This window comes from Glutamicibacter sp. FR1 (genome assembly GCF_047300825.1).
Lineage (GTDB): Bacteria > Actinomycetota > Actinomycetes > Actinomycetales > Micrococcaceae > Glutamicibacter > Glutamicibacter nicotianae.
Map to the genome: position 1 here is coordinate 681,727 of NZ_CP178602.1, position 14,839 is coordinate 696,565.

Annotated in this window: 17 protein-coding genes; 8 read left to right on the top strand and 9 right to left on the bottom strand. The window is 64.9% G+C overall.

The window, feature by feature from the left end; all coding sequences use genetic code 11:
* Both purU and ACLQ8T_RS03305 read right to left on the bottom strand, forming a co-directional pair.
* Positions 1 to 843, bottom strand: coding sequence for a formyltetrahydrofolate deformylase (purU, locus tag ACLQ8T_RS03300; RefSeq protein ID WP_413455680.1), 843 nt, complete (start codon positions 841 to 843; stop codon positions 1 to 3).
* A 47-nt stretch (positions 844 to 890) separates the two neighbouring features.
* The gene (locus ACLQ8T_RS03305) at positions 891 to 1,934 is read right to left on the bottom strand and encodes a flavin-containing monooxygenase (RefSeq protein WP_413455681.1); all 1,044 of its coding nucleotides are present in this window, start codon (positions 1,932 to 1,934) and stop codon (positions 891 to 893) included.
* Positions 1,935 to 2,101: 167 nt separating this feature from the next.
* Between ACLQ8T_RS03305 and ACLQ8T_RS03310 the strand changes: the two genes are divergently transcribed.
* The 3 genes from ACLQ8T_RS03310 to ACLQ8T_RS03320 all read left to right on the top strand — a co-directional run bounded on the left by ACLQ8T_RS03310 (position 2,102) and on the right by ACLQ8T_RS03320 (position 4,006).
* On the top strand, positions 2,102 to 2,962 hold the full coding sequence (locus tag ACLQ8T_RS03310) for a bifunctional methylenetetrahydrofolate dehydrogenase/methenyltetrahydrofolate cyclohydrolase (RefSeq protein ID WP_121866296.1): 861 nt from the start codon (positions 2,102 to 2,104) through the stop codon (positions 2,960 to 2,962).
* Between the two features lie 220 nt (positions 2,963 to 3,182).
* Positions 3,183 to 3,617, top strand: coding sequence for a LysR substrate-binding domain-containing protein (locus ACLQ8T_RS03315; protein WP_413455682.1), 435 nt, complete (start codon positions 3,183 to 3,185; stop codon positions 3,615 to 3,617).
* Positions 3,618 to 3,649: 32 nt separating this feature from the next.
* Positions 3,650 to 4,006, top strand: coding sequence for a VOC family protein (locus tag ACLQ8T_RS03320; protein ID WP_128469636.1), 357 nt, complete (start codon positions 3,650 to 3,652; stop codon positions 4,004 to 4,006).
* On the opposite strand, the gene ACLQ8T_RS03325 is transcribed toward ACLQ8T_RS03320, so the two are convergent.
* Positions 3,954 to 4,610, bottom strand: a complete 657-nt coding sequence (locus ACLQ8T_RS03325) for a response regulator (RefSeq protein WP_413455683.1) — start codon at positions 4,608 to 4,610, stop codon at positions 3,954 to 3,956. The genes ACLQ8T_RS03320 and ACLQ8T_RS03325 overlap by 53 nt on opposite strands.
* Entirely contained in the window at positions 4,607 to 5,761 is a 1,155-nt protein-coding gene (locus ACLQ8T_RS03330; protein ID WP_413455684.1) for a sensor histidine kinase, read from the bottom strand. Before ACLQ8T_RS03330 ends, ACLQ8T_RS03325 begins: the two co-directional genes overlap by 4 nt.
* Positions 5,762 to 5,870: 109 nt before the next feature.
* Here ACLQ8T_RS03330 and ACLQ8T_RS03335 point away from each other — a divergent pair, with 109 nt between their 5' ends.
* The 5 genes from ACLQ8T_RS03335 (at position 5,871) to ACLQ8T_RS03355 (ending at position 9,708) form a co-directional block, all read left to right on the top strand.
* A complete protein-coding gene (locus ACLQ8T_RS03335; protein ID WP_413456365.1) occupies positions 5,871 to 6,653 on the top strand; it encodes a GAP family protein in 783 nt (260 codons plus the stop codon).
* A gap of 69 nt (positions 6,654 to 6,722) precedes the next feature.
* Entirely contained in the window at positions 6,723 to 7,220 is a 498-nt protein-coding gene (locus ACLQ8T_RS03340; RefSeq protein ID WP_038989932.1) for a hypothetical protein, read from the top strand.
* Between the two features lie 99 nt (positions 7,221 to 7,319).
* Positions 7,320 to 8,162, top strand: coding sequence for an exodeoxyribonuclease III (locus ACLQ8T_RS03345; RefSeq protein WP_413455685.1), 843 nt, complete (start codon positions 7,320 to 7,322; stop codon positions 8,160 to 8,162).
* 8 nt (positions 8,163 to 8,170) lie between these two features.
* A complete protein-coding gene (gene trpS / locus ACLQ8T_RS03350; protein WP_204720805.1) occupies positions 8,171 to 9,187 on the top strand; it encodes a tryptophan--tRNA ligase in 1,017 nt (338 codons plus the stop codon).
* Positions 9,188 to 9,195: 8 nt separating this feature from the next.
* Positions 9,196 to 9,708, top strand: a complete 513-nt coding sequence (locus ACLQ8T_RS03355) for a 2'-5' RNA ligase family protein (RefSeq protein ID WP_413455686.1) — start codon at positions 9,196 to 9,198, stop codon at positions 9,706 to 9,708.
* A 54-nt stretch (positions 9,709 to 9,762) separates the two neighbouring features.
* Here the strand turns inward: ACLQ8T_RS03355 and ACLQ8T_RS03360 are convergent, their stop codons facing one another.
* The 5 genes from ACLQ8T_RS03360 to sdhC all read right to left on the bottom strand — a co-directional run bounded on the left by ACLQ8T_RS03360 (position 9,763) and on the right by sdhC (position 14,835).
* Positions 9,763 to 11,214 carry a catalase gene (locus tag ACLQ8T_RS03360; RefSeq protein ID WP_413455687.1) on the bottom strand — a complete coding sequence of 484 codons (1,452 nt, stop codon included), beginning with the start codon at positions 11,212 to 11,214 and terminating at the stop codon, positions 9,763 to 9,765.
* Positions 11,215 to 11,343: 129 nt separating this feature from the next.
* Positions 11,344 to 12,126, bottom strand: coding sequence for a succinate dehydrogenase iron-sulfur subunit (locus tag ACLQ8T_RS03365; protein WP_204720811.1), 783 nt, complete (start codon positions 12,124 to 12,126; stop codon positions 11,344 to 11,346).
* Positions 12,126 to 13,913 (bottom strand): succinate dehydrogenase flavoprotein subunit, encoded by a 1,788-nt coding sequence (gene sdhA / locus ACLQ8T_RS03370; RefSeq protein ID WP_413455688.1) that lies wholly within the window; start codon positions 13,911 to 13,913, stop codon positions 12,126 to 12,128. The genes ACLQ8T_RS03365 and sdhA overlap by 1 nt, the downstream gene beginning before the upstream one ends.
* Before the next feature lie 61 nt (positions 13,914 to 13,974).
* The gene (locus ACLQ8T_RS03375; protein WP_128469646.1) at positions 13,975 to 14,418 is read right to left on the bottom strand and encodes a succinate dehydrogenase hydrophobic membrane anchor subunit; all 444 of its coding nucleotides are present in this window, start codon (positions 14,416 to 14,418) and stop codon (positions 13,975 to 13,977) included.
* Positions 14,419 to 14,421: 3 nt separating this feature from the next.
* Positions 14,422 to 14,835, bottom strand: coding sequence for a succinate dehydrogenase, cytochrome b556 subunit (sdhC, locus tag ACLQ8T_RS03380; protein ID WP_413455689.1), 414 nt, complete (start codon positions 14,833 to 14,835; stop codon positions 14,422 to 14,424).
* Positions 14,836 to 14,839 lie beyond the last annotated feature (4 nt).

Here is a 14,839-nt window from a genome sequence, read left to right on the forward strand (position 1 = left end):
TTACGAGAAGACGATGGTGCGCTGGCCGTCGAGCATCACCCGGTGCTCGGCATGCCATTGCACGGCGCGGGTCAGCGTCCGGCCTTCCACGCTGCGCCCCAGCTCAACAAGCTGCTCGGCGGTGCGGGTATGCGAGACGTGGGTGACTTCCTGATCAATGATCGGGCCCTCGTCCAAGTCAGCGGTAACGTAGTGCGCAGTGGCGCCGATCAGCTTCACGCCGCGGGCGTAGGCCTGGTGGTAAGGTTTGGCACCCTTGAAGGACGGCAGGAAGGAGTGGTGGATGTTGATGACCCGGCCTTCCATGCGCTCGCACAGCGAATCCGAGAGGATCTGCATGTAGCGGGCGAGCACCACCAATTCGACGTCGTATTTCTCCGCGATGGACAGCAGCTCGGCCTCGGCCTGCGACTTGTTCTCCTTGGTCACGGGCAGGTGCACGAACTCCACACCGTAGAAGTCGGCCATCGGCTTCAGATCCAGGTGGTTGGACACAATCACCGGCACATCGATGGGCAAGGTGCCGGCACGCTGGGCGAACAGCAGATCGTTGAGCGCATGCCCGGCCTTGGAGCACATGAGCATGGTGCGGGTGCGCTTGGCACGGTCATCCACGCGCAGCGTCATGTGGAAGTCGTCGCGGATCGGTGCGAGCCCCGCGCGGATCTGCGCCAGCGACTGCTCGGTGGCGACCTCGATGCGCATGAAGAAGGTGCCGGTCTCCGGCGAGAGGAACTGCTGGGACTCGGTGATATTGCAACCGGCACCCAGCAGACCTCCGGAAATGGCGTGGACGATGCCAGGGCGGTCGATGCAAGATAGGGTGACGATGTACTGGTTCATGGATTCTAAGGTAGCGCCCGCCAGCGAGGTTCTGCCAATCCCGCCAGCTACGTTGCGTTCACCGGCATCCGCTGGACATAGCGCGTGGCAGCCAGCGCCGCCTTCCTCCCGGCGCGGGTAGCGCCCAGCGTCGAGGCCGATGCGCCATAGCCGACGAAGAACAACCCCGGCACCTCTACCGCCGCGACCCCGTCCTCCAGCAGGATGCCGCCGGCCGCGGTGTGCAGCTTCAGGTCGCGCAAATGCCGGTGGGCATGGCGGAAACCGGTGGCCCACAGGATCGCATCGATCTTCTCGCGTGACCCGTCGGTGAAGACCACCGCATCGGATTCCAGATGGTCGATCTTCCCGCGCGAGACCAGTGCACCGGAGGCGATCCCTGCGCGCATGGTCTCGGTGAGCAGCAGCCCGGTGGTGCCCACCACCGACTTCGGCGGCAGTCCGGCGCTGGTGCGCTCGTTGACCTGGCGCTCCACTTCCAGTCCCCATTCCGCGCCGGTGGGTTCTTCGCGCCAGTCCGGGGCGCTGCGCGTGGACCACAGGGTGTCCACCCCGGCCGCGCGAAGCTGCACGATGAACTGGGTGGCGCTGGCTCCGGCCCCGACCACCAGCACCCGCTGCCCGGCGAACTGCTGCGGGGAACGGAAACCGTTGGTGTGCACCTGCGGGCCGTCGAACTGCCCGGGGTAGACCGGCCAGAACGGGTTGGTCCAGGTGCCGGTGGCGTTGATGATTGTCCGTGCTCGGTACTCTGCATCGGCGTGCACCACGAAGTTCTCGCCGTCCCGCGTCACCGAGGTCACCGGTGCGCCGTGGCGTACCGGCAACGCGAAGCGCCGCTCATATTCCGCATAGTATTCGGAGACCACTTGGGAGGCCGGCCGCGTGGAGTCCTGCACCTCAAGCGGGAAGTCCGGCAAGGGGTGGATATGGTGCGCGGTGCCCAGGGTCAGGGCATCCCAGCGATGCTGCCACGCCCCGCCGGGTCCCGGGTTCGCATCGAGCACCAGGAAGTCGATGCCGCGCTTGGCCAGATGGTAGGCGGCGGCAAGCCCGGCTTGCCCTGCGCCGATCACGATTGTCGAGTGCACAATCAAGGTAACCCTGCACACTTCAAAGTCATTCCCGAGGCCATTTTCGCTACACTGGAGGGCGTGACTGGCGTTAGGTGGGTAACCACCAGGGAGCTAATCGTGCGAGCCGCGCGCCTGGGTTTGCATGCCATCCGCCTGAACAGGGCACCTACGGAAGGATACGCGTGAGCGCACGCATTCTCGACGGCAAGGCCACCGCGGCCGCTATCAAGCAGGAACTGGCCGAACGCGTTGCCGCGCTCAAGGCTGCCGGGCACACCACCGGACTGGGCACCATCCTGGTCGGCAATGACCCTGGCTCGGCCTGGTACGTGGGCGGCAAGCACAAGGACTGCGCCGAGGTGGGCATCGAATCCATCCGCGTGGACCTGCCCGAGGAAACCACCCAGGACGAGCTGCTGGCCAAGGTCAAGGAGCTGAACGAGAACCCTGACTGCACCGGCTACATTGTCCAGCTGCCGCTGCCCAAGCACATCGACCAGGACGTGATCCTGGAAGCCATGGATCCGGCCAAGGATGCCGACGGCCTGCACCCGATGAACCTCGGCCGCCTGGTTGCCAACGTCAACCGCCCGATGACCTCCCCGCTGCCGTGCACCCCGCTGGGCTGCGTGGACCTGCTGGCCCGCCACGACATCGACCTGAACGGCAAACATGTGCTGGTGGTCGGCCGCGGCGTGACCATTGGCCGCCCGGTCGGCTTGCTGCTGACCCGCCGCAGCATCAACGCCACCGTGACCCTGGCGCACACCGGCACCACCAACCTGGACGAGCTGCTGGCGCAGGCCGATGTGGTCATCGCCGCCGCCGGTTCGGCCCACATGATCAAGACCGCCAAGCCCGGAGCGATCCTGCTGGACGTGGGCGTCTCCCGTGTGGACGGCAAGGTCACCGGCGATATCGATCCAGCGCTGTACGAGACCGCCAGCTGGGTTTCGCCGAACCCGGGCGGCGTGGGCCCGATGACCCGCGCAATGCTGCTGAACAATGTGGTCGAAGCCGCGGAGCGCAACGCCGCGAAGTAGACGCGAAAAAACCGGCAGCCCAGATGGGCTGCCGGTTTTTTGATCCCTGCAGCATCTTGCGCAACGGCACTCGGTGATATCGCTGGAATACTCCCGGGGGAGCATACGGCTACTCCCGCCGGCCGATGCCGCAGGCCCGCAGCCGGCGCTTCCAGCCAAGCGCCGGAGCGGAAACGGTGCTGCGCACCAAACTGAAGCAGGCGCGAACAGGAAAAGCCCGATGGCCGTGCCGATCTACCGGACCGAGATGCAGGTGGTGCTGCACCCCGAGCACCGGCTGGCCAAGCTCGACTGTCCGCTGGAACTGGCGGACCTGGTCGGCGAATCGCTGATCGTGTACGAGTCCGACCCGAGTACCGAGCACCAGATGCAGCTCTTCGCCTCCCAGGGCCTGCAGCCTAGGATCGCCGCCTCGGTCCCGCAGATGATCTTGGTTGCCGCGATGGTGGGCCGCGGCCTGGGCTACGGGCTGCTGATGCGCCGCCCGAACAACGCCGAGGTTTCCATCGAGGGCCGGCCGCTGGCCTTCCGCGAGCTCAAGGCGCCCAACTACCCGAATGCGGTCGTGGCGATCACGCCCAAGGGGGTGCAGATCCCTGCCCGCGTGCAGGCGCTGATCGACCACTGCACCTGCGCAATGGCTGAATCCTGGTAGACGCGGCGCCGCGCTGCGCGGATAATGGCCACATGATTGGCACATGGCAGGCCATGGTCATCGACTGCGAGGACCCCGATGCACTGGCCGGATTCTATGAACAGCTCCTCGGAATGGTGCGCATCGACAACGAGCCCGACTGGGTCTCCATTGGCGATGCCCCGGATCATCCTGCGCTCGCCTTCCAGGCGGTCAGCCCCTATGTGGCGCCGCAATGGCCGGGGCATGTGCACCCGCAGCAGGCGCATATCGACGTGAAGGTCGCCGACCTGGACCTGGCCGAAGAGCAGGTGCTGCACCTGGGCGCGAAGGCCACCGGCGAAGGCACCAAGACCTTCAGGGTGTACCTGGATCCGCAGGACCACCCGTTCTGCCTGGTGAGCTGGTAGCCCCGTAGGCGATCCTCGCCGCCTGCAGCCTGGTTGACACCCCGAGCTTGGCCAGCACCTGGGAGACGTGCGTCTTCACGGTGCTCTGCCCGATGCCCAGGCGCTGCGCCAGCTGCGGGTTGCTCAGCCCCTCGCCGATGCCTTGCAGCACCTCGCGCTCCCGGCCGGTCAGCTCCGGCAGCGCCGCGGTCTCGGGAACGGCCAGCGCCCGGGCCAGGATCCGGTCGGTCACCTGCGGATCCAGCACCGATTCGCCGCGCGCGGCGGCCCGCACGCCCAGGATGATCGCCTGTGGCTCGGCACTCTTGAGCAAGAACCCGTGCGCGCCGGCCTGCAGCGCGCCGAACAGGTATTCGTCGTCGTCGAAGGTCGTGAGCACCACGACCCGGTACTTCTCATGCAGCGCCTTGGTGGCCTCGATGCCATCGAGCACCGGCATGCGCAGGTCCATCAGGATCACGTCGGGGGACAGGGCCCGGGCCATGGAAGTGGCCGAGCGCCCGTCCGCCGCCTCGCCGATGACCTCCAGGTCATCGGCCGCCTGCAGCACCAGCCGGATGCCCATGCGGACGGTGGCATGGTCGTCGACGATCAGCACTTTCATTCTTCCTCCGTTGTTTCAGGGAATTCGACGTGCACCGCGAAATCCGCGTCGGTGCGCACCTCGACGTGCCCGCCCAGCGCGGCGACGCGGGTCTTGATGTTTTCCAGCCCGGTCCCGGCACCCGGGGACGAGCCGGCATCCTGCCCCAGCGGGTTGCGCGCGGTGATGGACAGGTTCCGATCTTGGATGACGCTCAGCTTCAGATCGGTGCCCGGGGCATGCTTGGCATGGTTGACCAGCAGCTCGGCGACCGTGCGGTGCGCGGCGGTGTGCACCGCGGGGGAGAAGCGCTGCGGATCCGCCACCCGGTACTCCCAGCGCATCGGGCTGCCGAACCTTGCCACCAGCTCGGGCAGGTCCTCGATCCGCGCCTGCAGCGCCGGCCCGCCGGAATGCAGCATCCGCACCATGTCGGCCATGTCTTCCAGGCCGGAGACCGATTCGTCGCGGATGCTCTGCAGCGGGGCGCGCACCGTTTCCGGCGCCGAGGGCAGCAGCGCGCCGGACAGCAGGGCGATCGAGGAAAACCTCGCCGACAGCACGTCATGCATTTCCCGCGCCAAGGCGGTGCGCTCTTCGACCCGCGAGAACTCGTGTTCCGCGACCAGCTGGTCCTCGCGGGCCGCCGCCGCGGACTGCACCGCCTGGACCCGCTGGGCCTCGGCGGTGGCCAGGTCCTTGGCGGTGCGTACATTCTGCGCCCAGAGCATCGGGGTGAACAGGATGAAGCCGGCTATGAACAGGCTCAGCACCACCTGTTGCGGATCACCGCTGCCCAGCCAGGCGGCGATGCCCAGCACGATGGCGGCCAGGCACAGCAGTGCGAAGGCCGCCGTCCGGAGCCTCGATGAGCCGAGCAGGAACAGGCCGAAGACGCACTCGAAGAGCAGGAAATACCCGCCGATGCTGCCCACCGCCAGCAGGGCGGCACCGCACAGCAGCATGATCAGCGTGCTGGCGAGCAGGAACCGGCGGCGCACCAGCACGGCGGCCAGGCCGATCATCAGCAGCACAATCCACTCGTAGCCGCCGATCGCGACCCATGGCGGGTTGGTCAGCCCGGACAGGTGCAGGATCACGGTCAGCACCAGATAGGTGCCGACGACCTCGGGCTCCTTGTCGCCGCTGCCCATCCGCCGAATGAAGTTCATGCTTCCAGCATCCCCGACGCCCTGCCCGCCGGGTATCCCCCTTAAGGAGGAGAAAGCGCAGACCACTGGCCGATACCGCATTGCGGCAAGGCACGGAAGAGTGGAAAGCATGGACATCATCACGAGCAATCCCGAACTCTCCCTGGTCATCCTGGCGCTGATCGACTCGACCAGCATCGGCACCCTGGTCATCCCGCTGTGGCTGCTGCTGCGCGGGCGCCGCGAGGCCATCGCCAAGGTGCTGGCCTACCTCATGGTCATCGCCGGCTTCTACTGGGTCATCGGGGTACTGCTGCGCAGCGGGCTGCTGCTCATCGACCCCAGCATCTTCGAGCACCGCTTCTTCCGGCTGGCGGGCATGGCGATTGGCGCGCTGATGATCATCTGGGCGCTGTCCTACCGCACCGACGCGCAGAAGGCGGCCAGTGCGCGGAAGAAAGCCGCGGCGCGCGTTGGCGCGGGGCACCAAGCCCACGCCCCAGAATCAACGGAGGCTATCGAGCAGGTGCCGCGGCGGCTGCGCGGACGCCTGGGCACCGCACTGGAAACCCGCACCGGGCTGGTGGTGCTGGCGCTGGTCGCCGGACTGCTGGAACTGCCCACCATGCTTCCCTACCTGGCGGCCGTCGGGGTGATGCAGTCTGCCGGCTGGGGCACCAGCGTGCAGCTGCTCGCGCTCATCGGCTACTGCCTGGTGATGATCGTGCCCGCCCTGGCGCTGGTTGGCGCGCGTGCGCTAGCCGGGCCGCGCATCGAAGCCTGGATGCAGAAGCTGGGCTCCAAGGCCGCGGTCTACGCCCAGGAAACCCTCGGCTGGGTGGTGGGCATCGCCGGCTACCTGCTGATTCGCGCGAGCCTTTCCGGGCAGGACCTGCAGAGCCTGTTCGGCTAGCCACGCTGTGGGCGAAAGGGCAGGGTTGAAATTGGCTAGAAGCGGGGTGATGGTGCGAGAATTGGAGGCATGGAACCTCTAGGCAGCAGCGCGAAGCAGGGCAAGAAAGTTACCCTCAACGCATCAACTCTGGCAATGGCCGTCATGGTCATCGTCCTTCTGGTGGCAGTGGTCTTCGCCGCCAACTCCAATGAGATCGTCGGCTGGTTTGTCGTGGTCATCTCCGCCGGTTGGCTGCTGCTGGCCGCATTCATGATGTTCGGCCTCAAGCGCGGCGCGGACAAGCTCAACAGCTCGCTGCGCGAAGCGACCGCGGCGGCCACCCCGCGCGCCCAGTCCGGCTCGGTGATCGTCGACGAATCCACCAGCCAGCGCGACATGAAGCTGGACCACTCCTTCAAGATCGTCCAGGTCCAAGCCCGGGTGATCGCCGAGCAGCGCGAGGCGAAGGGCGAGGACTACGAGGGCATGATCGACCGGGCGCTGGAGACGATCCAGATGACCGCGGCGAATGCGCGGGACATGATCAAGCCGGCCAAGCCGATGGACGGCGAAATCATCGACTAACCGATCCGGGCAACGCGCAAGCGTTGCCCTTTTTCGTTGCGCGTATTTCGGCGCAGGCCAGATCAGCGCGTAATAGGGCACATAGTTTTGTAAGGTGGAATGGTGATACCTACCAGTGTGGAAATTCTCAACAAGGACGCCGGCGCGCTGCGCGTCGCGTCGGTCAACGTCAACGGCATTCGCGCCGCCTACAAGCGCAATATGGCCGACTGGATTGCCGCCCGCGACGTGGACATCCTGTGCCTGCAGGAAGTGCGCGCACCGGACAAGATCCTGCGCGAGCTGATCGGCGAGGGTTGGCATATTCTGCACGCCGAAGCCAAGGACAAGGGCCGCGCCGGGGTCGCAGTGCTCTCGCGCACCGAGCCGGTCGCCGTGCGCGAGCACATCGGCGAGGACTACTTCGCCGAATCCGGCCGCTGGGTCGAAGCCGACTTCGACGTCAACGGCGAGATCTTCACCGTGGTCTCCGCCTACGTCCACTCCGGCGAGCTGGGCACGCAGAAGCAGGAGGACAAGTACCGCTTCCTGCAGCGCATGAACGTGCGCCTGGTCGAACTGAAGAACGAGAAGGACCACGTCCTGGTGGTGGGCGATCTGAACGTCGTGCACACCGAGAAGGACATCAAGAACTGGAAGCCGAACCACAATAAGCGCGCCGGCGTGATGGACGAGGAAATCGCCTACTTCGATGGCTTCTTCGGCCCGGAAATCGGCTACAAGGATGTGGCACGCGAACTGGCCGGCGACGTGCAGGGACCGTACACCTGGTGGTCCTTCCGCGGACAGGCCTTCGACAACGACGCAGGTTGGCGCATCGACTACCACATGGCCACTCCGGCGCTAGCCGCCAAGGCCATCAAGTCACATGTGGACCGTGCCTCGGCCTACGATTTGCGCTTCTCCGACCATGCACCGCTGGTCGTCGACTACCAGTTCTAAGGAAAACCATGGAAACAACCCGTCCCCGCGTACTTTCAGGAATGCAGCCATCGGCTGATTCGTTGCACCTTGGCAACTACTTGGGCGCACTGGTCAATTGGGTCAAGATCCAAGATGAGTACGAAGCATTCTTCTTCATCCCGGACATGCACGCGATTACCACGCCGCAGGACCCGGCTGAGGTAGCCAAGCGATCCCGCGTGACTGCCGCCCAGTATCTGGCAGCGGGCATCGACCTGGACAAGTCCACACTGTTCGTCCAGTCCCAGGTGCCCGAGCACGCGCAGCTGGCTTGGGTGCTGAACTGCATCACCGGCTTCGGCGAAGCTAGCCGCATGACCCAGTTCAAGGACAAGTCCTCCAAGGGCGGCGCGGACGCCGCCAGCGTCGGGCTGTTCACTTACCCGATCCTGATGGCTGCGGACATCCTGCTCTACCAGCCGCAGGGCGTGCCGGTGGGCGATGACCAGCGCCAGCATGTGGAGCTGGCCCGCGATCTGGCCAAGCGCTTCAACCACCGTTTCGGGCAGACCTTCACCGTGCCCGAGGCGTTCATCCCGAAGGAGGGCGCACGCATCTACGACCTGCAGAACCCGACCTCGAAGATGTCCAAATCCGCCGAGTCGCCGGCCGGCCTGATCAACGTGCTCGACGAGCCGAAGCTGATCGCCAAGCGCATCAAGTCCGCGGTGACCGATGCCGGCTCCGTGGTGGCCTACGACAAGGCCGAGAAGCCAGGGGTCTCCAACCTGCTGGACATCCTGGCCGCCGTGACCGGCAAGCATGTGCCCCAGCTGGTCGAAGAGTTCGAGGGCAAGATGTACGGCCACCTGAAGGTGGCTGTCGCCGACGCCGTCGTGGAGCGCCTGGCCCCGATCCGCACCCGCACCCTGGAGCTGCTGGATGACCCGGCGGAGCTGGACCGGTTGCTGCTGGCCGGTGCCGCCAAGGCCCGCGAAGTCGCTTCCAAGACTGTCTCCGATGTCTACCAGAAGGTCGGCTTCCTGCCGCCGCTGGGAATCTAGCTGAAACCATGGTCTTCGAGTACACCCTGGGCGTAGTGATCCCGGTGCCGCAGCCGCACCGGGAGACGCTGCGCGCGTGGCGCCAGGAATACGGGGGAGAGGCCACCGCGCCGATCGCCCCGCATATCACCCTGGTGTCCGGGTCCTACCTGAATTCCTGGGAGAAGGCGGCCGCGCAGGTGCGCCGGGTGGCCGCCGCGGTAAAGCCCTTCGGCATCGAGCTGGGTGCGGCGCAGACCTTCCGGCCGGCCAGCGACGTCGTGTTCCTGCCGCTGGATACTGGCGCGGACGAGTGCTGGGTGCTGCACCGGGCGCTGCTGGGCGACGCGCTGAGGCACGAATCGGCCTTCGCCTACCATCCGCACCTGACCATCGCGCAGAACGTGCCGGCGGAGCAATTGGACGCCGCGCAGGCAGCGCTGGCCGGGACGCGGCTGTCCTTCACCGCCGATCGCATCCAGCTGTTCGATACCCGTGGCGGGGAGTGGAACTTCAGCGAGGACATCGCACTCGGTTCCTAGCGGATCCCGAGCATGAAAAAACGCCAGCCATGCGGCTGGCGTTTTTCGTGCGCGCTATTTGGCGCGCACGTTCGCTTCGATCTTCGCTCCGGTGTCCGCATCGATGTTCTTCCAGTACTCGATCGCGTTGGACAGCACTGGTTCGATGACCCCGTCCAGCGCCCCGGTGACGGTTTCGACCAGCTCTGCGCGCTGGGCATCGTCCATCACCTCGCGGACCAGGATGCCGGGCTGGACGAAGTCCCCGTCGTCCTTGCGCAGCGTGTAGGCCTCGCGGACCAGCTCGCCGTCGGACTCGAAGGAATTCTCCGCCAGCCCGGTTTCATCGCTCCACGAGTCCCCGAAGGAGTTCGGCGCGTAGACGCTGCGATCGCCGGTGTGCTCGTAGGTCATGTTGCCCTCGAAGTTGTACGAGTGCACCGGGCACTTGGGCTTGTTCACCGGCAGCTGCTGGAAGTTGGTGCCGATGCGGTAGCGCTGGGCGTCCGCATAGGCGAAATTGCGGCCCAGCAGCATCTTGTCCGGGCTCATCCCCATGCCCGGAACCATGTTCCCCGGCGAGAAGGCCGCCTGCTCGATCTGCGCGAAGAAGTTCTCCGGGTTCCTATTCAGCGTCAGGGTGCCGACCTTGATCCGCGGATAGTCCTTCTTGGACCAGACCTTGGTCAGATCGAAGGGATTGAACCGGTAGGTCTTCGCCTCCTCGTAGGGCATGACCTGCACGTACAGGTCCCACTGCGGGAAGTTGCCGGCCTTGATCGCCTCGAACAAATCGCGGCGGTGGAAGTCGGCGTCGGCCCCGGCCAGCTCCTCGGCCTGCGCGCCGCGCATGGTCTCGAACTTCTCGGACTGCTTGTTCAAGAAGTGGTACTTCACCCAGAATTTCTCGCCGGCCGCGTTGACCCACATGTAGGTGTGCGAGCCGTAGCCGTTCATCTCGCGCCAGGTCTTGGGCAGGCCGCGCTGGCCCATGATGTAGGTGACCTGGTGGGCGGATTCGGGGTTCTGCGTCCAGAAGTCCCACTGCATGGTGCCGTCGCGCAGCCCGGAATCGGGCAGCCGCTTCTGCGAGCGGATGAAGTGCGGGAACTTCATCGGGTCGCGCACGAAGAACACCGGGGTGTTGTTGCCGACCAGGTCGAAATTGCCTTCGGTGGTGTAGAACTTCAGCGCGAAGCCGCGCACATCGCGCCAGGTGTCGGGGGCGCCGAGCTCGCCGGCTACGGTGGAGAAGCGCAACAGCGTTTCGGTTTTCACCCCGGGTTGGAACAGGGCGGCCTTGGTGTATGCCGAGACGTCCTCGGTGGTTTCGAATTCGCCGAAAGCGCCGGCCCCCTTGGCGTGCGGGCGGCGTTCGGGCACGTTCATCCGGTTGAAATGCTGCAGGGTCTCGATCAGGTGGTGGTCGTGCAGCACGATCGGGCCGTTGGGGCCCACGGTCAGCGAGTTGCGGTCGCTGGCTGCCGGGATTCCTGCCTGGGTTGTCGATGTTGGTTCACTGGCCATGTTTGCTCCTCAGCTCTGTGGTGCATTGGGAAAAGGGCGAGTACTGCCCATCATGCCACGCGAGGCGGAGGAGTTGAAGAGATGCAAAAAGGCCCGAACCATCAATGGTTCGGGCCTCTTGGCGCGTCCTTAGACGGTGCGCGCCAGAATTGCCTGCTTGACCTCGGCGATAGCCTTGGTCACCTGGATGCCGCGTGGGCATGCTTCGGTGCAGTTGAAGGTGGTGCGGCAGCGCCACACGCCTTCCTTGTCGTTCAGGATCTCCAAGCGCATGTCGCCTGCATCATCGCGCGAGTCGAAGATGAAGCGGTGGGCGTTGACGATCGCGGCCGGGCCGAAGTACTGGCCATCGGTCCAGAACACCGGGCAGGAGCTGGTGCACGCAGCGCACAGGATGCACTTGGTGGTGTCGTCGAAGATCTCGCGATCCTCGGCGGACTGGTAGCGTTCCTTGGTTGGCTCGTGGCCCTTGGAGATCAGGAATGGCATGATCTCGCGGTAGGACTGGAAGAACGGTTCCATGTCGACGATGAGGTCCTTTTCAAGAGGCAGGCCCTTGATGGCTTCAACGGTGATCGGCTTGGAGGTGTCCAGGTCCTTGAGCAGGGTCTTGCAGGCCAGGCGGTTGCGGCCGTTGATGCGCATGGCATCGGAACCGCACACGCCGTGGGCGCAGGAACGGCGGAAGGACAGGGTGCCGTCGTGGTCCCACTTGACCTTGTGCAGGGCGTCCAGCACGCGGTCGGTGCCGTACATGGTCAGCTTGAAATCTTCCCAGTATGCGTCCGCGGTAGCCTCTGGCAGGTAGCGGCGAACGCGCAGGGTGATGTCGAAGCTTGGAACTTCTCCGCCGCCGCCGACGCCTGGCTTCAGCTCGATCTTTGACGGTGGTTCTGGCAGTTCGGTGCTCATTAGTACTTACGCTCCATTGGCTGGTAACGGGTAAAGACCACTGGCTTGGTCTCCATGCGGATGCCCTTGATGTCCTCGGTGACGGCATCTGCGTCGCGGTAGGACATCGAGTGCTTCATGAAGTTCTCATCGTCGCGGTCTGGGTAGTCCTCGCGGTAGTGGCCGCCGCGGGATTCCTTGCGGTGCAATGCGGCAACGGTGATGACCTCGGCCAAGTCGAGCAGGAAGCCCAGCTCGACGGCTTCGAGCAGATCCAGGTTGAAGCGCTTGCCCTTGTCCTGGATGCTGATGTTCTTGTAGCGGCGGCGCAGATCCTCGATCACGTCGCGCGCTTCCTTCAGCGAACGCTCGTCGCGGAACACCTGGACGTTGGCGTCCATGGTCTCCTGCAGGATCGAGCGCAGCTCGGCGACACGCTCGGTGCCGGTGCCGTTCAGCACGCCTTCGAGCTGTGCGGTGACGAATGCTTCCGGGTTCTGAGGCAGCTCGACGAAGTCGGCGGTCTTGGAATACTCGGCAGCTGCCACGCCGGCGCGCTTGCCGAACACGTTGATGTCCAGCAGCGAGTTGGTGCCCAGACGGTTGGAACCGTGCACCGAAACGCAGGCGACTTCGCCGGCGGCGAACAGGCCAGGAATGACGGTGTCATTGTCCTGCAGCACTTCGGTGTTGATGTTGGTCGGCACGCCGCCCATGGCGTAGTGCGCGGTCGGGTAGACCGGAACCGGATCGGTGAATGGCTCCACGCCCAGGTAGGTGCGGGCGAATTCGGTGATGTCCGGCAGCTTGGATTCGATGTGCTCTGGTTCCAGGTGGGTCAAATCCAGCAGCACGTAGTCCTTGTTCGGACCGCAGCCGCGGCCCTCGCGCACTTCGTTGGCCATGGCGCGGGCGACGATGTCGCGTGGGGCCAGGTCCTTGATGGTCGGTGCGTAGCGCTCCATGAAGCGTTCGCCATCCGAGTTGCGCAGGATCGCGCCTTCGCCGCGGGCGCCCTCGGTGAGCAGGATGCCCAGGCCCGCCAGGCCCGTTGGGTGGAACTGGAAGAACTCCATGTCCTCCAGCGGCAGGCCCGCACGGAAGGCGATGCCCATGCCGTCACCGGTCAGGGTGTGCGCGTTCGAGGTGGTCTTGAAGACCTTGCCGGCGCCGCCCGAGGCGAAGATGACCGACTTGGCCTGGAAGACGTGCAGTTCGCCGGTAGCCAGGTCGTAGGAGACGACGCCGGCAACGCGCTTCTGCTTGTAGGCGGTGCCGTCCTCGCGGTAGGCGTCCTCCTCGACCAGCAGCAGGTCGAGCACGTAGTACTCGTTGTAGAACTCGACGTTGTGCTTGACGCAGTTTTGGTACAGGGTCTGCAGGATCATGTGGCCGGTGCGGTCAGCTGCGTAGCAGGCGCGGCGCACGGCGGCCTTGCCGTGGTCGCGGGTGTGTCCGCCGAAGCGGCGCTGGTCGATCTTGCCCTCTGGGGTGCGGTTGAATGGCAGGCCCATCTTCTCCAGGTCCAGCACGGCGTCGATAGCTTCCTTGGCCATGACCTCGGCTGCGTCCTGGTCAACCAGGTAGTCGCCACCCTTGATGGTGTCGAAGGTGTGCCACTCCCAGTTGTCTTCCTCGACGTTGGCAAGTGCTGCGCACATGCCTCCCTGGGCCGCACCGGTGTGCGAGCGGGTTGGGTAAAGCTTGGTTAGCACTGCGGTGCGTGCGCGCTGACCGGATTCGATCGCTGCACGCATGCCTGCACCACCGGCACCGACGATGACTACGTCGTACTTATGTACCTGCATTCTTGATGCTCTCTTTTCTAAAAATCTTTGTGGCTATTGGCTGGAACTAGGGGAGTTCCACTTAGCACTGCGGCAGCGTGCTGCCGGTGACGCATGGATCGAAGGTGAAGATCACCAGGGAGCCAAGCACGATGATGAAGATCGTTGCGACGTACAGGATTCCCTTGAGCCATGCACGGGTTGCGTGCTTCTCTGCGTAGTCGTTGATGATGGTGCGCACGCCGTTGGTGCCGTGCAGCATGGCCAGCCACAGCATGGCCAGGTCCCAGAACTGCCATAGCGGCGAGGCCCACTTGCCGGCGACGAAGCCGAAGCCGATGCCGGAGATGCCTTCGCCGACCATCAGGTTGGAGAACAGGTGGCCGAAGATCAGGATGATCAGCACGACGCCGGACAGGCGCATGAACAGCCATGCCAGCATCTCGAAGCTGCCGCGGGACTTCGGTCCGCGCTTGTACTTTGGATCAATGCGCTGGCTGCGCGGAGCAGGAATAGAAACGCTCATGGCTTAGTGGCTCCCAAATGCGATCGACAGGTGACGGATAGCGAAGCCTGCGAAGACGATGGCCCAGAGGACCAGAACGCCCCAGAGCATCTGGCGCTGGTACTTGGTGCCCTGCTTCCAGAAGTCGACCAGGATCAAGCGCAGGCCGTTGAATGCGTGGAAGAGGATTGCTGCAACCAGACCGGTTTCACCAAGTGCCATCCACGGAGTCTGGTAGGTGCTAATGATTGCGTCGTATGCGCCGGCATCGACACGGACCATTGCCGTATCGAGCACGTGCACCAGCAGATAGAGAAAAATAACGACACCGGTGACTCGGTGTCCCACCCAGGACCACATGCCTTCATGGCCGCGGTATAGGGTGCCTGACGAAGTCTTCGACACTGAACTAAACCTCCAAGGCTCGCAACGGCGCATGTGT

What these genes read in the sequence shown, in the direction of transcription:
- purU (WP_413455680.1), bottom strand. Translation starts at nt 843, where the DNA reads ATGAACCAGTACATCGTCACCCTATCTTGCATCGACCGCCCTGGCATC.
- ACLQ8T_RS03315 (WP_413455682.1), top strand. Translation starts at nt 3,183, where the DNA reads ATGGCCGTGCCGATCTACCGGACCGAGATGCAGGTGGTGCTGCACCCC.
- ACLQ8T_RS03320 (WP_128469636.1), top strand. Translation starts at nt 3,650, where the DNA reads ATGATTGGCACATGGCAGGCCATGGTCATCGACTGCGAGGACCCCGAT.
- ACLQ8T_RS03325 (WP_413455683.1), bottom strand. Translation starts at nt 4,610, where the DNA reads ATGAAAGTGCTGATCGTCGACGACCATGCCACCGTCCGCATGGGCATC.
- ACLQ8T_RS03330 (WP_413455684.1), bottom strand. Translation starts at nt 5,761, where the DNA reads ATGAACTTCATTCGGCGGATGGGCAGCGGCGACAAGGAGCCCGAGGTC.
- ACLQ8T_RS03335 (WP_413456365.1), top strand. Translation starts at nt 5,871, where the DNA reads ATGGACATCATCACGAGCAATCCCGAACTCTCCCTGGTCATCCTGGCG.
- ACLQ8T_RS03340 (WP_038989932.1), top strand. Translation starts at nt 6,723, where the DNA reads ATGGAACCTCTAGGCAGCAGCGCGAAGCAGGGCAAGAAAGTTACCCTC.
- ACLQ8T_RS03345 (WP_413455685.1), top strand. Translation starts at nt 7,320, where the DNA reads ATGGTGATACCTACCAGTGTGGAAATTCTCAACAAGGACGCCGGCGCG.
- trpS (WP_204720805.1), top strand. Translation starts at nt 8,171, where the DNA reads ATGGAAACAACCCGTCCCCGCGTACTTTCAGGAATGCAGCCATCGGCT.
- ACLQ8T_RS03355 (WP_413455686.1), top strand. Translation starts at nt 9,196, where the DNA reads ATGGTCTTCGAGTACACCCTGGGCGTAGTGATCCCGGTGCCGCAGCCG.
- ACLQ8T_RS03360 (WP_413455687.1), bottom strand. Translation starts at nt 11,214, where the DNA reads ATGGCCAGTGAACCAACATCGACAACCCAGGCAGGAATCCCGGCAGCC.
- ACLQ8T_RS03365 (WP_204720811.1), bottom strand. Translation starts at nt 12,126, where the DNA reads ATGAGCACCGAACTGCCAGAACCACCGTCAAAGATCGAGCTGAAGCCA.
- sdhA (WP_413455688.1), bottom strand. Translation starts at nt 13,913, where the DNA reads ATGCAGGTACATAAGTACGACGTAGTCATCGTCGGTGCCGGTGGTGCA.
- ACLQ8T_RS03375 (WP_128469646.1), bottom strand. Translation starts at nt 14,418, where the DNA reads ATGAGCGTTTCTATTCCTGCTCCGCGCAGCCAGCGCATTGATCCAAAG.
- sdhC (WP_413455689.1), bottom strand. Translation starts at nt 14,835, where the DNA reads ATGCGCCGTTGCGAGCCTTGGAGGTTTAGTTCAGTGTCGAAGACTTCG.